The organism is Collimonas silvisoli (assembly GCF_018305005.1).
Lineage (GTDB): Bacteria > Pseudomonadota > Gammaproteobacteria > Burkholderiales > Burkholderiaceae_D > Collimonas > Collimonas silvisoli.
Genome location: NZ_JAGQEG010000006.1, coordinates 1 through 13,104, shown reverse-complemented (window position 1 = coordinate 13,104; position 13,104 = coordinate 1). Strand labels below are relative to the sequence as shown.

The window sequence follows — 13,104 nt, the reverse complement described above, 5'->3', positions numbered from 1 at the left end:
GACCCCAATTATTTCGGACTGTCATTTATCTACTACCAGATTGCTTAGCGGCTTGCTGCAACATAGCAGCACCATGCCCTGGTCGATTTCACGTTGCCGGATGCCGCCCTTGTGCTGCATGTCGACGCTGCCGGAAATCAGCTTGACCTTGCAGGTGCCGCACATGCCTTGGGCGCATGAAGACGCCAGCCGGACGCCGGCGCTGCGGGCGGCTTCCAGCACATGCTGCTGCGGGCCGCAGATGATCTGGCGCATGCTTTTCTGGAAATTGATTTCGAAACCGGCCGCCGCTGTGATATCGCTGGCGGTTGCCGGCGGCTCGGCACTTTGCTGCAAAGTCTCGAAGGAAAAACTTTCTTCGTGATAGCGGGCTTGCTCAAAACCTGCTTCGTCCAGCATGCTGCGCACGGCTTTCATGTAGGGCGCCGGGCCGCACACGAAAATTTCACGTTCCATGAAATCGGGCGCCATCAGCTTCAACGCTGCCAGCGACAGCATGCCGGTCGGTCCCGACCAGTCGCGCCGCTGGCCCAGCCGCTCGCAAATGAAACGAGTCCTGAAGTTTTGCTGGCTGGCGGCGATCAGGCTCAACTCGCGCTCAAAGATGATGTCGTCCGGCGTGCGCGCGCTGTGAATGAAGACGATATCTCTGTCATCGCATAGATCGTGATGCGCGCGCGACATCGACATCAACGGCGTAATCCCTGAACCGGCCGACAGGAACAGGTATTTTTCAGCGGGATGGATAGCGCAGGTGAATTCACCCGCCGCAGGCAATACCTTGACCTTGTCGCCGGCTTTGAGATTGTCGTGCAGCCAGTTGGATACCGGGCCGCCCGGCACTCTTTTGACCGTAATCGAAATCGTATGCGGCCGCGCAGGCGACGACGAAATCGTGTAGCAGCGGTTGATAGGCGCGCCGTTGATTTCCAATTCCAGCGTGATGAACTGGCCCGGCTGGAACACGAACGCGCCGCCGTCCGGAGCGGCGAAGAAGAAACTCTTCACGTCATGCGTCTCGGCGCGCACCTGGCAACAGACCAGCGTCTCTTCGCTATCGCTGTTCCACAGCGGCGGGATGCTGTCCCAGAAATTCCGGCGATTCAGCTTGTAAGTATCCATGACCGGTCCTGGCAAGATTTCGGCTTTCAATTAATTCTCCACAGCGATCGCTATCGTAGTCGCCGAGCCAGCGGTTAAATTGGCAGATAAGCCGGCTGACAAACGGCCGATATACCAGGTGCAGAATTTTTCCACCAGACCCTCGGTAAACGGCGAATAGGGGCCGGGCTGATAAGCGCTGCTGCGCGCGCCCTGCTGCGACAGCTCGACCAGCCGCTTGTCCTGGTCGTTGGTGGCGTTCCACACCGCGGTCAGATTATCCAGTTGATAATCGATGCCTTCGCGCGCATCTTTATGCACCAGCCACTTGGTGCGCACCAGGGTACGCTCCGCCGACAAAGGCAGGACTGAAAAAGTGACGATGTGATCGCTCATGAAGTGGTGCCAGGAATTGGGCTGGGTCCAGAATGAAAGACCGCCCAGATCGGCGCGCTCGAAATTTCCAAGCAGTTTGCCCGAGGCCACCTTGCCGTCCAGCGTCTGCGATTCGCCGGCGCGGTCCAACGGCAGGCGCTGGGTGCGGAACCCGGTCACCAGTTCATCCAGCCGCTCGATCTCCGCCGACGGCAAGCCGCCCTGCTCCCAGTCAGCGCAGCGTTGCGCCGCCAGGCGATCGAACTCCGCGATTTGTTCAGCATTGCCAGGCGCGGATTGATAACCGAAGCCGAATTCAAACAAGGAAACCGTCAACTCCGGATGATTGGTCGCACAGTGATAGCACTCGCGATTATTCTCCATGGTCAGCTTCCAGTTGCCCTCTTCGATCAGGTCGACCTGCTTGGCGATCTTGCAATCCTGCAGCCCGTGCGGCAGCAGATACGGCGCCATGGCCTCGCGCATGACGGCAAAATCCTGCGGCGGCTGCTCGGCCAGGCAGATGAATATCAGCCCGGCCAGATTTTCCACATGCACCGATTTTAGACTGTGCTTGCAGCGATCGAACTTCTCGCCCATGTGCTCGGCGTAGATCAGCTCTCCGCCCAGGTTGTAAGTCCACTGGTGGTAAGGACAGACCAGGTTGCCCACCGAGCCCTTGTGCTCCGAGCACAGCCGCGCGCCGCGATGCCGGCACACATTGTGATAAGCGCGCACCGACATGTCGTCGTCGCGCACCACCACGATCGAGTTAAGACCGATCTCGACCGTGACGTAATCGCCCGGTTCAGGAATATCCGGCTCGACCGCGACCTGGATCCAGTGCTTGCTGAAAATCTCCTGGATATCCAGATCGAAAATTTCCTGGCTCAGGTAAAACGGCGCGTCCAGGCTATGCCCAGGCAGGCGCTTGGCGATCAGTGATTGAATCTCTTTGGATACTTTCAATTGTTTCTCCATGTATTACAGTTATGGAACCGCCTCAATAATCGACCAGGTGATGCTCACGTAAATAGGCAAGAACTACTTGTGCTTTATCGGCAGCGCTGCCGTCTTGAACCACCTTGCCGCCGCGGCTTTCCGTCACGGTGGCGGCTTGCATGCGGGCGTGTCCGGAGCGCTTTTCCGGCGCGACCAGCTTGCGCGGCATGGCTTTGGCAGGCTCGACAATCCACTCTTCCACAGGCTCGCAAACGGATACCGTATGTGTGGCATGTGCGGCGAAAATCTGCTTTCTGATTTCACCGCGACGCAATCTGGCGTAGGCATAGCGCAGCCTGGATGGCGCCAGGGGATGCACCGTCATCATGGCCGGCAGCTTGAGTGATACTTCACGCCGCCGCCCTTTAGGCAGATATTGCTGGGCGACGACGGCGTCCTTGCCTGGCTTCACGCCAATCACGCCGGCCAGCAAGGGCAGGTTCAGGCGCGCCGCCAGCAGATAGGGCAACATGCCGCTACCCGCCCCGCCCTCAGCACGGCTGCCGCACAACACCAGGTCGTACGCTTGCAGCTGCGCTTGCAGCGCCGGCAATACATCTTGCGAATTTTCTGTTTCGATCAGGGTAACGCTGGCAGCGCCCAACGCCAGATATTCAGATAAAGTCGCGGACAAGGCAGAATTGTCGACATGATCAGCATCAGCGGCATGGATCACATCAATGCTTATTCCTGCTGCGCGCTGCGCCAACTCGCTCGCCATGCCGAGGGCGGCGGCGTCGTTGCGGCTATAACGCGGCACGCCGCTGACCGGATGGCGGCCGATCGACACCAGCACGGCAATCCGCTTGACGGCAGCTTGATTGACAACTTGACTCATGGTGCCACCTCCGCACTACGCGCCTGCCGCACCTGATCCAGCAAGGCCGTCATCAATTCCTGGGCGTCGCCGATGATGCTGAGATCGGCGCGCTTGATCATCGGTGCGCTGGCGTCCAGGTTGACCGCGATCACATGGCGGCAATCCTTGATGCCTTGCAGATGCTGGACCGCGCCTGAAATGCCGAAGGCCAGATAAGCGCTGGCGCTGACGGTCTTGCCGGTAGCGCCGATCTGCTTGTCGCGCTTGAACTTGCCGTCGTCGACGGCGACCCGGCTGGCGCCGACCGCTGCATCGAGCGCATTGGCCAGAGAATTGAACAGGGCGACATCGTCAACCCCGTTGCCCGCCGAGACGATGAAATCGGCTTCATCCAATTCCATCTGCGAGGCTGCCATGGTTTTGCTGCCAAGGTCCAGATATGCACTGGACGATGCGGCTTTATCACCCACCGCAGCAAGGGTCGCGGCCAGCGGCTCTGCAATCTCGCCACGCCCAAGGAAAGGCAAGCGCGCATCCACGGCGTCCGGCTCCAGCAAGATGATGTGCGACAGGCTGCGGCGGGCCAGCAAACTGCGCTGCTGGCGATAGGCTGCCAAGCCGGACTTGCTGATTTCGACCACATGGGTGGCGATACTGGCGTCAGCCACGGCCGCACCCAGACGCCGCCCCAGATCGCTGGCGGCGACGCCGTTATCAGGGATAAGCACATGGGCCGGCTGCAATTCTTCGATCAAGGCGCGCAGCGCCGCCAGCTCCGCTTCGGGTGCAAACAAATTGCCGCCGTATTGCGGTAGGACGATGCAGCGGTCTGCGCCTAGCAGCGCCGCATCGTCATGCAGTTCGCCGAACACCAGCAGCGCTACTTCGGTCGCGCCATCCGCCAGCAACGCTGCCGCAGCCACGGTTTGGCGGGCGTGTTCGTCCAGCGCGCCACGATCGCTATGCGCCACTGCCAGCAGGGATTGAGTCGTCACGGCGCCAACAGCCAGACGCACAGGTTTGGCCGGCTGATGGGACGGCTGTTGGATCTGTACCTGGCTGCTGTCGCTATCTCCCGCCTGGCCCAACACGATCCGTTTGAGCCCGTCAGCATTGAGGGTAAATGGACGGCGCGGGTTGATGCGCCTGATGCCGTTGCTTATCGCCATATCCATCTTCAATTCTCCAATGCTGCGGCCAGCAATTCGGCGATATCGCGTATTTCGGGACGCGGCCCCACCACGCCTTCCAGCATCGCGGTGCAATTCGGGCAAGCCACCACCACCGTATCGGCGCGCACGGCGCGGGCGTCGTGGATGCGGATGTCGGGGATGCGCTGTTTGCCGGGGATATCGGTCAAGGGCGCGCCGCCGCCGCCGCCGCAGCAACGGCCGCGCATGCCATTGCGCTCCATTTCATGCAGCGGCAAGCCAAGCTGCTTGAGCAATTCACGCGGCGCTTCGATCTCGCCGTTGTAGCGTCCCAGGTAGCAAGGATCGTGATAGGTAAAACGCTGGCTGCTGTCTGCGGCAGGATTGGCTTGCAGCTTGATTTTTTTTGAGCTCACCAGCGCCGCCATGAAAGTGGTGTGATGAACAACGTCATAACGGCCTCCGAACGCCGGATATTCATTGCGCAGGCAATGCATGACATGCGGATCGGCAGTGACAATCCGTTTGAAACTGAAGGCCGACAATTGCGTGATCAGATGCTGCGCCATACTCTGGAAGGTCGCTTCGTCACCCAGGCGGCGAGCGACGTCGCCGGTATCGGTTTCCAGCGCACCGAGCACGGCGAAATCCACGTCGGCAGCCTGCAATACCTTGACCAGCGCGCGCAGGCTGCGCTGATAACGCATGTCGAAACCACCCTCGCCCACCATCAGCAGCACGTCCACCGCCTGCCCGGGAGTGATCTGGCGGACGCCGAGGTCGATCGCCCAGTTGTAGCGCACGCCCAGGTCAAAGCCGCCGGCGCTGCCGGTCTCGCGCAAATTCGCCAGCACCTCTGGCCCCTTGCCCGGCACTTCGCCGTATTGCAGTGTCTGGTGGCGGCGCATGTCGACGATGGCGTCGACGTGCTCGATCAGCATCGGGCATTCCTGCACACAGGCGCGGCAGGTGGTGCAAGACCACAAGGTGTCGCTGGAAATCAAGCCTGGCACAATCGCATCTTGCGGCCGGCCTTGATGGCGGCCGAGAGGGATTCCAGGATAGGGACTGCCGGCAAAATTGGCGTCGCTGCCGCCGGCCATGCCGAGCACCATGTCTTGTATCAGCTTCTTCGGATTCAAAGGCTGGCCGGCGGCAAAAGCCGGGCAAGCCGCTTCGCATTTTCCGCACTGGACGCAGGCGTCGAAACTCAGCAATTGATTCCAGCGGAATTCGACCGGCTTGCCGACACCCAGTTCGCCCTGCTCCAGTTTCAACGGTTTGAGTGCGGTAGCCGGCGTGCCGTCACCGGTGTGCTTGAAACGCCCCTGGCGCGGATGAAACGCCAGATGCAGCAAACCGGCCAGCGCATGTTTCATCGGCCCGCCGCGGGTCGCGCCGACGGTCAAGGTCCAGGCGCCCAAGCCCAGCAACAGCACGGTCACCAGCGCGCTCAAGCCCGAGACGAATTGCAGAGGAATCAAACCCAGCGCCAGCAAGCCCAGCGCAAACGCCGCCAGCATCCAGGGCAAACGCATCCAGGCGCCGCGCGACAAACGCGTCGGCGGCGTGCGACGCCGGTGCCAGACGAACAGCACGCCAACCAGCATGACCAGCGCAAACAGTGCGATCGCCGTATTCAGGGACGATGCGTACAGCATCAAACCGTAGTTGACCGCCACCAGCGCCATCGCCGCAATCGCGCCGCCGGCAGTCGCCACGTGAGTACGGGCGATATAGGGATCGCGCGCCACCACGTGATGCAGGTCGACGAAATAACGCTTGGGGATAGCCAGCAATCCCAGCCAGGATACCGCTGCTTCGCGGCCGGCGCGCCACAGTGCAGCACGGCGCAGCAAGCCCACCGACAAGCCCGCCACCGACAGCCAGAACAATACGGTGATGACCTGATTGAGAGGAAAAGCCGAGGCGTTCATAGTCAAAAATCTTTGCACAGGCGCAGCGCATCGTAGATGGCGGCGTGGATGTTATGCATGGAGACGCAATCGCCGACCCGGAACAGCAGGAAGCGGCCATCGCCCAGCGTCTCCGCCAAGGCCGGTTGCGGCTCGGCGGCGAACAGCTTGTTGATATCGATCTGGCCGCGATTGACCGATTGCGGCTTGAGCGACCAGTACAGATGGTCGTTCGGCAGAATGCCGTTTTCAATCACCACCTGATCCACCACCCGCTCTTCCTGCAGCTCGGTATATTCATTGCGCAGCACGGCGATTTTCTTGTCGCCTTCTGCATAGACCCGGTCCAGCCAGTAGTTTGGCGTCGGGATCACGCCTTGCGCATACAGACGGCGATAGAAAATCGGGAAAGTGGTGCCGCCGGTATCGTCGGCCACCTTGACGTCGGGCGTGACGATTTCGACCAGGCTGCCGCGGCTTGCCAGGAAATCCGCCACGCCGAAACCGGCGTGGGTGCTGATGCCGTCATACACCAGCACATTTTTTTCTGGCGCGACTTTGCCTTGCAAGATATCCCAGGAGCTGACCGACAAACCTTCGGCGATGCCCCATGCTTCAACCTGGCTGGTGTAGTTGCTGCCGCCGGTGGCCAGCACCACGATATCCGGCTGTTCGGCCAGGATCATGGCTTCGTCGGCATTCACGCCCAAGCGGCGGTCGACGCCGAGGCGTTTGGTTTCCATATCGAACCAGCGCACGATGCCGGCCATTTGCTCGCGTTGCGGCGCCTTGGCCGCCAGGTTGATCTGGCCGCCCACCGCCTCGCTGCGCTCGAACAACACCACATCGTGGCCGCGTTCACGCGCCACCCGTGCCGCCTCCAGTCCGGCCGGACCGGCGCCTACCACCACCACCTTGCGTTTCGGGCCACGGCTTTTGGCGATCTGATGCGGCATGCTTTGCTCGCGTGAAGTCGCGGCGTTTTGCACGCACAGCACGTCGAGGCCGTTGTATTGGCGATCGATGCAATAGTTGGCGCCCACGCATTGCTTGATCTCATCTTCGCGGCCGTCGCGAATCTTGATCACCATGTGCGGATCGGCGATCTGCGCACGCGTCATGCCGACCAGATCGACCATGCCGGACGACAGTATGCGTTCCGCCTGGCCGGCGTCGCGTATGCTTTGCGCGTGCATCACCGGCACCTTGGACACCGCCTTGATGCCGGCCGCCAGATGCACGAACGGTTCCGGCGGCAGGGCCATCGGCGGCATGCAGTTGGCCAGCGTATTGTGAGTATCGGCGCCGGAGCCGACCACGCTCAGGAAATCGATCAGGCCGGAGCCGGACATGGCTTGCGCGATCTGTTTGGCGGTTTCATGGTCGATGCCGTCTTCATGGAATTCATCGCCGCACATGCGCATGCCGACGCAGAAATCGCTGCCGACCGCTTCCCGCACCGCCGTCAATACCTCGATGCCGAAGCGCATGCGATTTTCCAGGCTGCCGCCGTACTCGTCGGTGCGCTGGTTGACGCGTGGACTCCAGAACTGGTCGATCAATTGCTGGTGGGCGGCGGAAATCTCGATGCCGTCCATGCCGGCTTGCTTGACGCGCTTGGCGGCAGCAGCGAAATCGGCGACGATGCGGCGGATTTCTTCGATCTCGATGATCTTGGCATTACCGCGATGAACCGGCTCGCGGATCCCCGACGGACTGACCAGATGCGGCCAGTTTTCGCCGTGCCAGGCGGTGCGGCGGCCCATGTGGGTAGCCTGGATCATGATCTTGGCGCCATGCCGGTGCATCGCTTCGGCCAGGCGCGACAGCGGCTCTATCACCTTGTCGGTAGTCAGGTTGACCGATTTCCACCAGCCTTGCGGGCTATCGATGGAGACCGTGCTGGAGCCGCCGCAAATCGCCAGGCCGAGGCCGCCCTTGGCCTTTTCTTCGTAATAGCGGATGTAGCGTTCGCCCGGCAAGCCGCCTGCCTCTGCATATACCTCGGCATGGGCGGTGCTGACCACCCGGTTGCGCAGGGTTACCTGGTTCAAGGTCAAGGGCGAAAACAAAGTCGGATAACGCATGATCTGTATCTATCCCTAAGCGGCAAGTGCGGTAACGGTGAACACACAATGATCGTGGCCTTCGCCGCCGCATTGGGTTTCGCTGCATTGCGACTTGAGCGGATTGCCGGTGGTGTCGGAGACCCAATCCATGGCGCCGGCAAACCAGCCGGCGAACATGTAGCACAGCTTGCCGTGCGCTTCCGGCTGTTGCAGCACAAACGATGAATTGCGCAGCGTGATGCTGGCGCTGGCTTTGCCGGCGTCCACTTCAGAGAAGGAGAACAAACCCCAGCCGCGCTGCGACAAGCGTTTCAGATAATGCTTGTAGACGTCGAGGCCGGACATATCGTGTTGCTTGGCCTCTTTTTCGCACCAGTAATAGGCGGATTTATGGCCGGCCTGATACAGGATCTGCGCATATTTTTCACGCCCCAGCGCAGCTTCTACCGCTGTATGGTTGTTGGTGAAAAAATGGCGCGGCACATACAGCATGGGCAGCTTGTCGGTGGTCCAGACGCCAGTGTCGGCGTCGACTTCAATCGGCAATTGGGGTTGCATCACGATTCCTTAGTATTTTGCTCAGTATTTATGTAAGGCTTTCAAGCATTCCAGACTTCGCCAAACACCCGCAGCCAGTTCTCGCCCAGCACTTTGCGTATCCGGCTTTCTTTCCAGCCGGCGCGTTCCATGGCAGTGGTCAGGTTAGGGAAATCGCCGATGGTGCGGAAGCCTTCCGGATTGATCACCGTGCCGAAATCGGTCAGGCGGCGGTGACGGCCCTTGTCATGCGTCAGCCACTCGAAGAAGGGCTTGCCGTAGCCCTGCGTGAAATCGGTGCCGATGCCGACGCAATCGTCGCCGACCAGATTGATGATGTAGTCGAAGGCTTCAACATAGTCGTCGACATTGGCGTTGCTGCCGCGCTTGAGGAAGGGCGGGAACATGGTGACGCCGATGAAACCGCCGTGATCGGCGATGAACTTCAACTGCTCGTCGCTCTTGTTGCGCGGATGCTGTTTCAGGCCGGACGGCAGGCAGTGCGAATAACACACCGGCTTCTTCGACGCCAGGATCGCCTCGGTCGAGGTATTGCCGCCGACATGCGACAGATCGACCATGATGCCGACCCGGTTCATTTCTTCAATCACCTCGCGGCCAAAGCCGGACAAGCCGCCATCGCGTTCATAGCAGCCGGTGCCGATCAGGTTCTGGGTGTTGTAGCAAAGCTGCACCACCCGCACCCCCAGCTCGGCGAACACTTCGATATAGCCGAGATTGTCTTCAAACGCGTGGGCGTTCTGGAAACCCAGGATGACGCCGGTGCGGCCTTCTTTTTTCGCCCGCTTGATATCGTCGACGCCGCGCACCAGGGTCAGCAGATCGGCGTTATCGCGGATCAGGTTTTTCATGTCGACCACATTGCCGACCGTGCCCTGAAAATTCTCCCACACCGAAATGGTGCAGTTGACGGCGCTCAGGCCGCCCTTCTTCATGTCTTCGAATACCGGCCGCTCCCACTTGGAGATATTCAAGCCGTCGATGACCAGGCTTTGCTGATGCAGATTGCTCATGCTCTACTCCTTAATAAATCGGGAAGCGTTTGCACAACGCTTGCACTTCGGCCAGCACTTTTTGCTCGACTTCGGCGTCGCCCTCAGGCTTGCGCGCCAGCGCATCGAAAATCTCCACGGTCAGACGGCCGATGGTGCGAAACTCTTCGACGCCGAAACCGCGCGCAGTGCCGGCCGGCGTGCCCAGGCGGATGCCGGAAGTTACCGTCGGCTTTTCGGTATCGAACGGAATGCCGTTCTTGTTGCAGGTAATCCCTGCGCGCTCCAGCGCATGCTCGACTTGCGTGCCTTTCAATCCCTTCGGCCGCAAATCGACCAGCAGCAGGTGGTTTTCAGTACCGCCGGTGACCAGGTCGACCCCGCCCGCCAGCAGCACTTCGCCCAAGGCTTTAGCGTTGGCTACCACGTTGGCGACGTATTGCTTGAACTCCGGTTGCAACGCTTCACCGAAAGCCACCGCCTTGCCAGCGATCACATGCATCAAAGGCCCGCCCTGCAATCCCGGGAAAACCGCCGAATTGATTTTCTTGGCGATGTCTTCATCGTTAGTCAGCACGAAGCCGCCGCGCGGACCGCGCAAGGTCTTGTGGGTGGTCGAAGTGACCACATGCGCATGCGGCACCGGGCTTGGATGATGGCCGGTTGCCACCAGTCCGGCGATGTGCGCCATGTCGACCATCAGCAAGGCGTCGACGCTATCGGCAATGGCGCGGAAGCGGGCGAAATCGAGCTGGCGCGGATAGGCCGAATAGCCGGCGATGATCAGGCGCGGCTTGTGTTGTTTAGCCAATGCCTCTACTTCGTCGTAATCGATCAGATAGGTATCGCGATTCACGCCGTACTGCACCGCATTGAACCATTTGCCCGACATCGCCGGCCGCGCGCCGTGGGTCAGATGGCCGCCGGCGTCAAGCGACATGCCGAGTACGGTATCGCCCGGCTTGACCAGCGCCAGCATGACGGCGCCGTTAGCCTGGGCGCCGGAATGCGGCTGCACGTTAGCGTATTTTGCGCCGAACAATTGCTTGACTCTTTCCAGCGCCAGGGTTTCCACCTGGTCGACGAATTCGCAACCGCCGTAATAACGCTTGCCCGGATAACCTTCTGCATATTTGTTAGTCAACACCGATCCCTGCGCCTCCAGCACTGCGCGTGAAACGATGTTTTCCGAGGCGATCATTTCGATCTGGTTTTGCTGCCGCTCCAGTTCGAGGCCGATGGCTTTTTTGACCGGGGCGTCGCGTTCAGCCAGCGACTGGGAAAATGCGGAAAGTGTCATTTTTATATGTCCAGTAAAAGAAATGCGAGATTGCGTCTTGAGTCGGCATCAGAACTTGGCCTGCTGGTTGACATCATTCTTGTCCCAAGCCCCTGCCCGCTATTGATTTGATCTGACGGGAACCTTTCAATTTGCGACATTGCTGTCACTTTCAGGCAAGCACCGCCATCGGCTTACTCATGCAGCCATGACGCCGCTTGCGCCGAAATGGATCACATGCACAAAAAGCGGGACTGCCGGCTTCTGGTGTGGCGCCGGCGTGGCTGCAGAAAGCGGCTTCGGCCAGGGTTCTGCCTGGTGCAGAAAAATTGAAATCCGTCTGGGATGGCTGCCGTTGTTCGGCCAATTTTCCAGATCGCAACCATTGAAAATAAATCATCTGATCAGCTTGGCATGCTTATTGCGACGCACAACCGAAAGCATTTGTTGTTCAGTCGTTTCAACGTTACATTGTCCATCGCTGATGTTTGCCAACGGAGCAGGTCATGTCTAAAAGCGCTTCTTCCTTCACCCATTTTGCTTTCATGCCGCTCAACAACTTTACGATGCTGGCGTTTTCAAATGCTATCGAAGTGTTGAGGATGGCCAATTACCTGGAAGGGAAAAACCTGTACCGCTGGTCCGTCGTCAGCCCTGAAGGCGGTGCGGTAATGGCCAGCAACGGCTTGTCTGTGACCACCGTCCGCGCCGACCAGTGCGCCGCAGCCGATGTTGTGTTCGTCTGCGGCGGCACCGACACCGCCGCCGCGATCAAGCCCGCCACGCTGGACGTGCTGCAACATCTGGCGCAGCAGGGAATTGCCTTGGGCAGCTTGTGCACCGGCGCCTTCGCCCTGGCCAAGGCCGGCCTGCTGGACGGCTACACCTGCGCCACGCACTGGGAAAACCTGTCGGCATTAAAAAGCGCTTATCCGGCGATTACTTTCGCACCCGATCTGTTTGTGGTGGACCGCGACCGCATCACCTGCACCGGCGGCATTGCGCCGCTGGACATGATGCTGAACCTGATTTCAAGCCAGATCGGCAAAACCACGATTGCAGCGATTGCCGATCAATTTATCCTGGAACATGTACGCGACCACAAAGACCAGCAGCGCGTGCCGCTGACGGTGCGCATGACGTCGGCCCGTCCGGCCATGGTGGAGGTGGTGTCGCTGATGGAAGCGAATATAGAAGAGCCCTTGTCGCTGGATGAACTGGCGCAGTTGTCGAGCTCGTCGCCGCGCCAGTTGCAGCGCATGTTCAAGGAACATATGGGCATGTCGCCCACCCATTACTACCTGACGCTGCGGCTGCGCAAAGCCAGGGAGCTGCTGCGCCAGACCGATATGTCGATACTCAGCATCACGGTTGCCTGCGGCTTCCAGTCGGCCTGTCATTTCAGCAAAACCTATCGTGAAATATTCAGCGTTGCGCCGAGTACCGAGCGCAGGCAACAGACTTCGGTTCCGGCGGCTTTGCTGGCGGCGCCAATGCAGCAGCAAGCAGCAGCTTTCGTTTAGCGGCGAATCAGGGGGGAAGAAGAAGAAACGGGCGCCCGCCGGTGATCTTGTAATTAATCACTCGGTCGTAAGCAGCTCACAAAACGCCACGCTAATTACGTGGCGTTTTGTCATTCTGAATCGAAGATTCGGTTATGGATAAGAATAATTAAGCTTTCCTTCGGTCAGCAGTCGATTTCCCCAAGGTCAAACTCAACATTGGCCTTTCGTCGCATTGAAGACTCCCATCTCTTGTTCTCGGAAGCGGTCAATTTTGATGAGCCGAATTTCATGCCAGTTAACTTTTCCAGCAATTATTTTCTCCAAAATAGTGCAAAT

The 13,104-nt window shown here is 59.7% G+C and carries 10 protein-coding genes; 1 reads left to right on the top strand and 9 read right to left on the bottom strand.

The genetic code is table 11. The features are described 5' to 3' along the window. Nucleotides 1-21: 21 nt before the first annotated feature. The 9 genes from KHU33_RS02390 to KHU33_RS02350 are packed head-to-tail and all read right to left on the bottom strand — an operon-like array spanning nt 22 to nt 11,284. Complete coding sequence (locus KHU33_RS02390) at nt 22-1,122, bottom strand: hybrid-cluster NAD(P)-dependent oxidoreductase (RefSeq protein WP_211460976.1); 1,101 nt, start codon at nt 1,120-1,122, stop codon at nt 22-24. A gap of 30 nt (nt 1,123-1,152) precedes the next feature. Beyond that, nucleotides 1,153-2,457: an aromatic ring-hydroxylating oxygenase subunit alpha gene (locus tag KHU33_RS02385; protein WP_407928236.1), complete on the bottom strand. Its 1,305-nt coding sequence runs from the start codon at nt 2,455-2,457 to the stop codon at nt 1,153-1,155. A gap of 22 nt (nt 2,458-2,479) precedes the next feature. Continuing rightward, nucleotides 2,480-3,316 carry an electron transfer flavoprotein subunit beta/FixA family protein gene (locus KHU33_RS02380; protein ID WP_211460911.1) on the bottom strand — a complete coding sequence of 279 codons (837 nt, stop codon included), beginning with the start codon at nt 3,314-3,316 and terminating at the stop codon, nt 2,480-2,482. After that, nucleotides 3,313-4,473 carry an electron transfer flavoprotein subunit alpha/FixB family protein gene (locus KHU33_RS02375; RefSeq protein WP_211460910.1) on the bottom strand — a complete coding sequence of 387 codons (1,161 nt, stop codon included), beginning with the start codon at nt 4,471-4,473 and terminating at the stop codon, nt 3,313-3,315. Before KHU33_RS02375 ends, KHU33_RS02380 begins: the two co-directional genes overlap by 4 nt. A gap of 2 nt (nt 4,474-4,475) precedes the next feature. Further along, nucleotides 4,476-6,386: a (Fe-S)-binding protein gene (locus tag KHU33_RS02370; RefSeq protein WP_211460975.1), complete on the bottom strand. Its 1,911-nt coding sequence runs from the start codon at nt 6,384-6,386 to the stop codon at nt 4,476-4,478. A gap of 2 nt (nt 6,387-6,388) precedes the next feature. Continuing rightward, nucleotides 6,389-8,452 carry an NADH:flavin oxidoreductase gene (locus KHU33_RS02365; RefSeq protein ID WP_211460909.1) on the bottom strand — a complete coding sequence of 688 codons (2,064 nt, stop codon included), beginning with the start codon at nt 8,450-8,452 and terminating at the stop codon, nt 6,389-6,391. 15 nt (nt 8,453-8,467) lie between these two features. Continuing rightward, entirely contained in the window at nt 8,468-8,992 is a 525-nt protein-coding gene (locus tag KHU33_RS02360) for a DUF5943 domain-containing protein (protein WP_211460908.1), read from the bottom strand. A gap of 41 nt (nt 8,993-9,033) precedes the next feature. After that, complete coding sequence (locus tag KHU33_RS02355) at nt 9,034-10,005, bottom strand: dipeptidase (protein WP_211460907.1); 972 nt, start codon at nt 10,003-10,005, stop codon at nt 9,034-9,036. Nucleotides 10,006-10,015: 10 nt separating this feature from the next. After that, on the bottom strand, nt 10,016-11,284 hold the full coding sequence (locus KHU33_RS02350) for a serine hydroxymethyltransferase (RefSeq protein ID WP_211460906.1): 1,269 nt from the start codon (nt 11,282-11,284) through the stop codon (nt 10,016-10,018). A gap of 485 nt (nt 11,285-11,769) precedes the next feature. Between KHU33_RS02350 and KHU33_RS02345 the strand changes: the two genes are divergently transcribed. After that, nucleotides 11,770-12,786, top strand: a complete 1,017-nt coding sequence (locus KHU33_RS02345) for a GlxA family transcriptional regulator (RefSeq protein ID WP_211460905.1) — start codon at nt 11,770-11,772, stop codon at nt 12,784-12,786. Nucleotides 12,787-13,104 lie beyond the last annotated feature (318 nt).

Excerpts from the sequence above, each read along its gene's own strand:
- KHU33_RS02390 (WP_211460976.1), bottom strand. The coding sequence starts at position 1,122 with ATGGATACTTACAAGCTGAATCGCCGGAATTTCTGGGACAGCATCCCG.
- KHU33_RS02385 (WP_407928236.1), bottom strand. The coding sequence starts at position 2,457 with ATGGAGAAACAATTGAAAGTATCCAAAGAGATTCAATCACTGATCGCC.
- KHU33_RS02380 (WP_211460911.1), bottom strand. The coding sequence starts at position 3,316 with ATGAGTCAAGTTGTCAATCAAGCTGCCGTCAAGCGGATTGCCGTGCTG.
- KHU33_RS02375 (WP_211460910.1), bottom strand. The coding sequence starts at position 4,473 with ATGGATATGGCGATAAGCAACGGCATCAGGCGCATCAACCCGCGCCGT.
- KHU33_RS02370 (WP_211460975.1), bottom strand. The coding sequence starts at position 6,386 with ATGAACGCCTCGGCTTTTCCTCTCAATCAGGTCATCACCGTATTGTTC.
- KHU33_RS02365 (WP_211460909.1), bottom strand. The coding sequence starts at position 8,452 with ATGCGTTATCCGACTTTGTTTTCGCCCTTGACCTTGAACCAGGTAACC.
- KHU33_RS02360 (WP_211460908.1), bottom strand. The coding sequence starts at position 8,992 with ATGCAACCCCAATTGCCGATTGAAGTCGACGCCGACACTGGCGTCTGG.
- KHU33_RS02355 (WP_211460907.1), bottom strand. The coding sequence starts at position 10,005 with ATGAGCAATCTGCATCAGCAAAGCCTGGTCATCGACGGCTTGAATATC.
- KHU33_RS02350 (WP_211460906.1), bottom strand. The coding sequence starts at position 11,284 with ATGACACTTTCCGCATTTTCCCAGTCGCTGGCTGAACGCGACGCCCCG.
- KHU33_RS02345 (WP_211460905.1), top strand. The coding sequence starts at position 11,770 with ATGTCTAAAAGCGCTTCTTCCTTCACCCATTTTGCTTTCATGCCGCTC.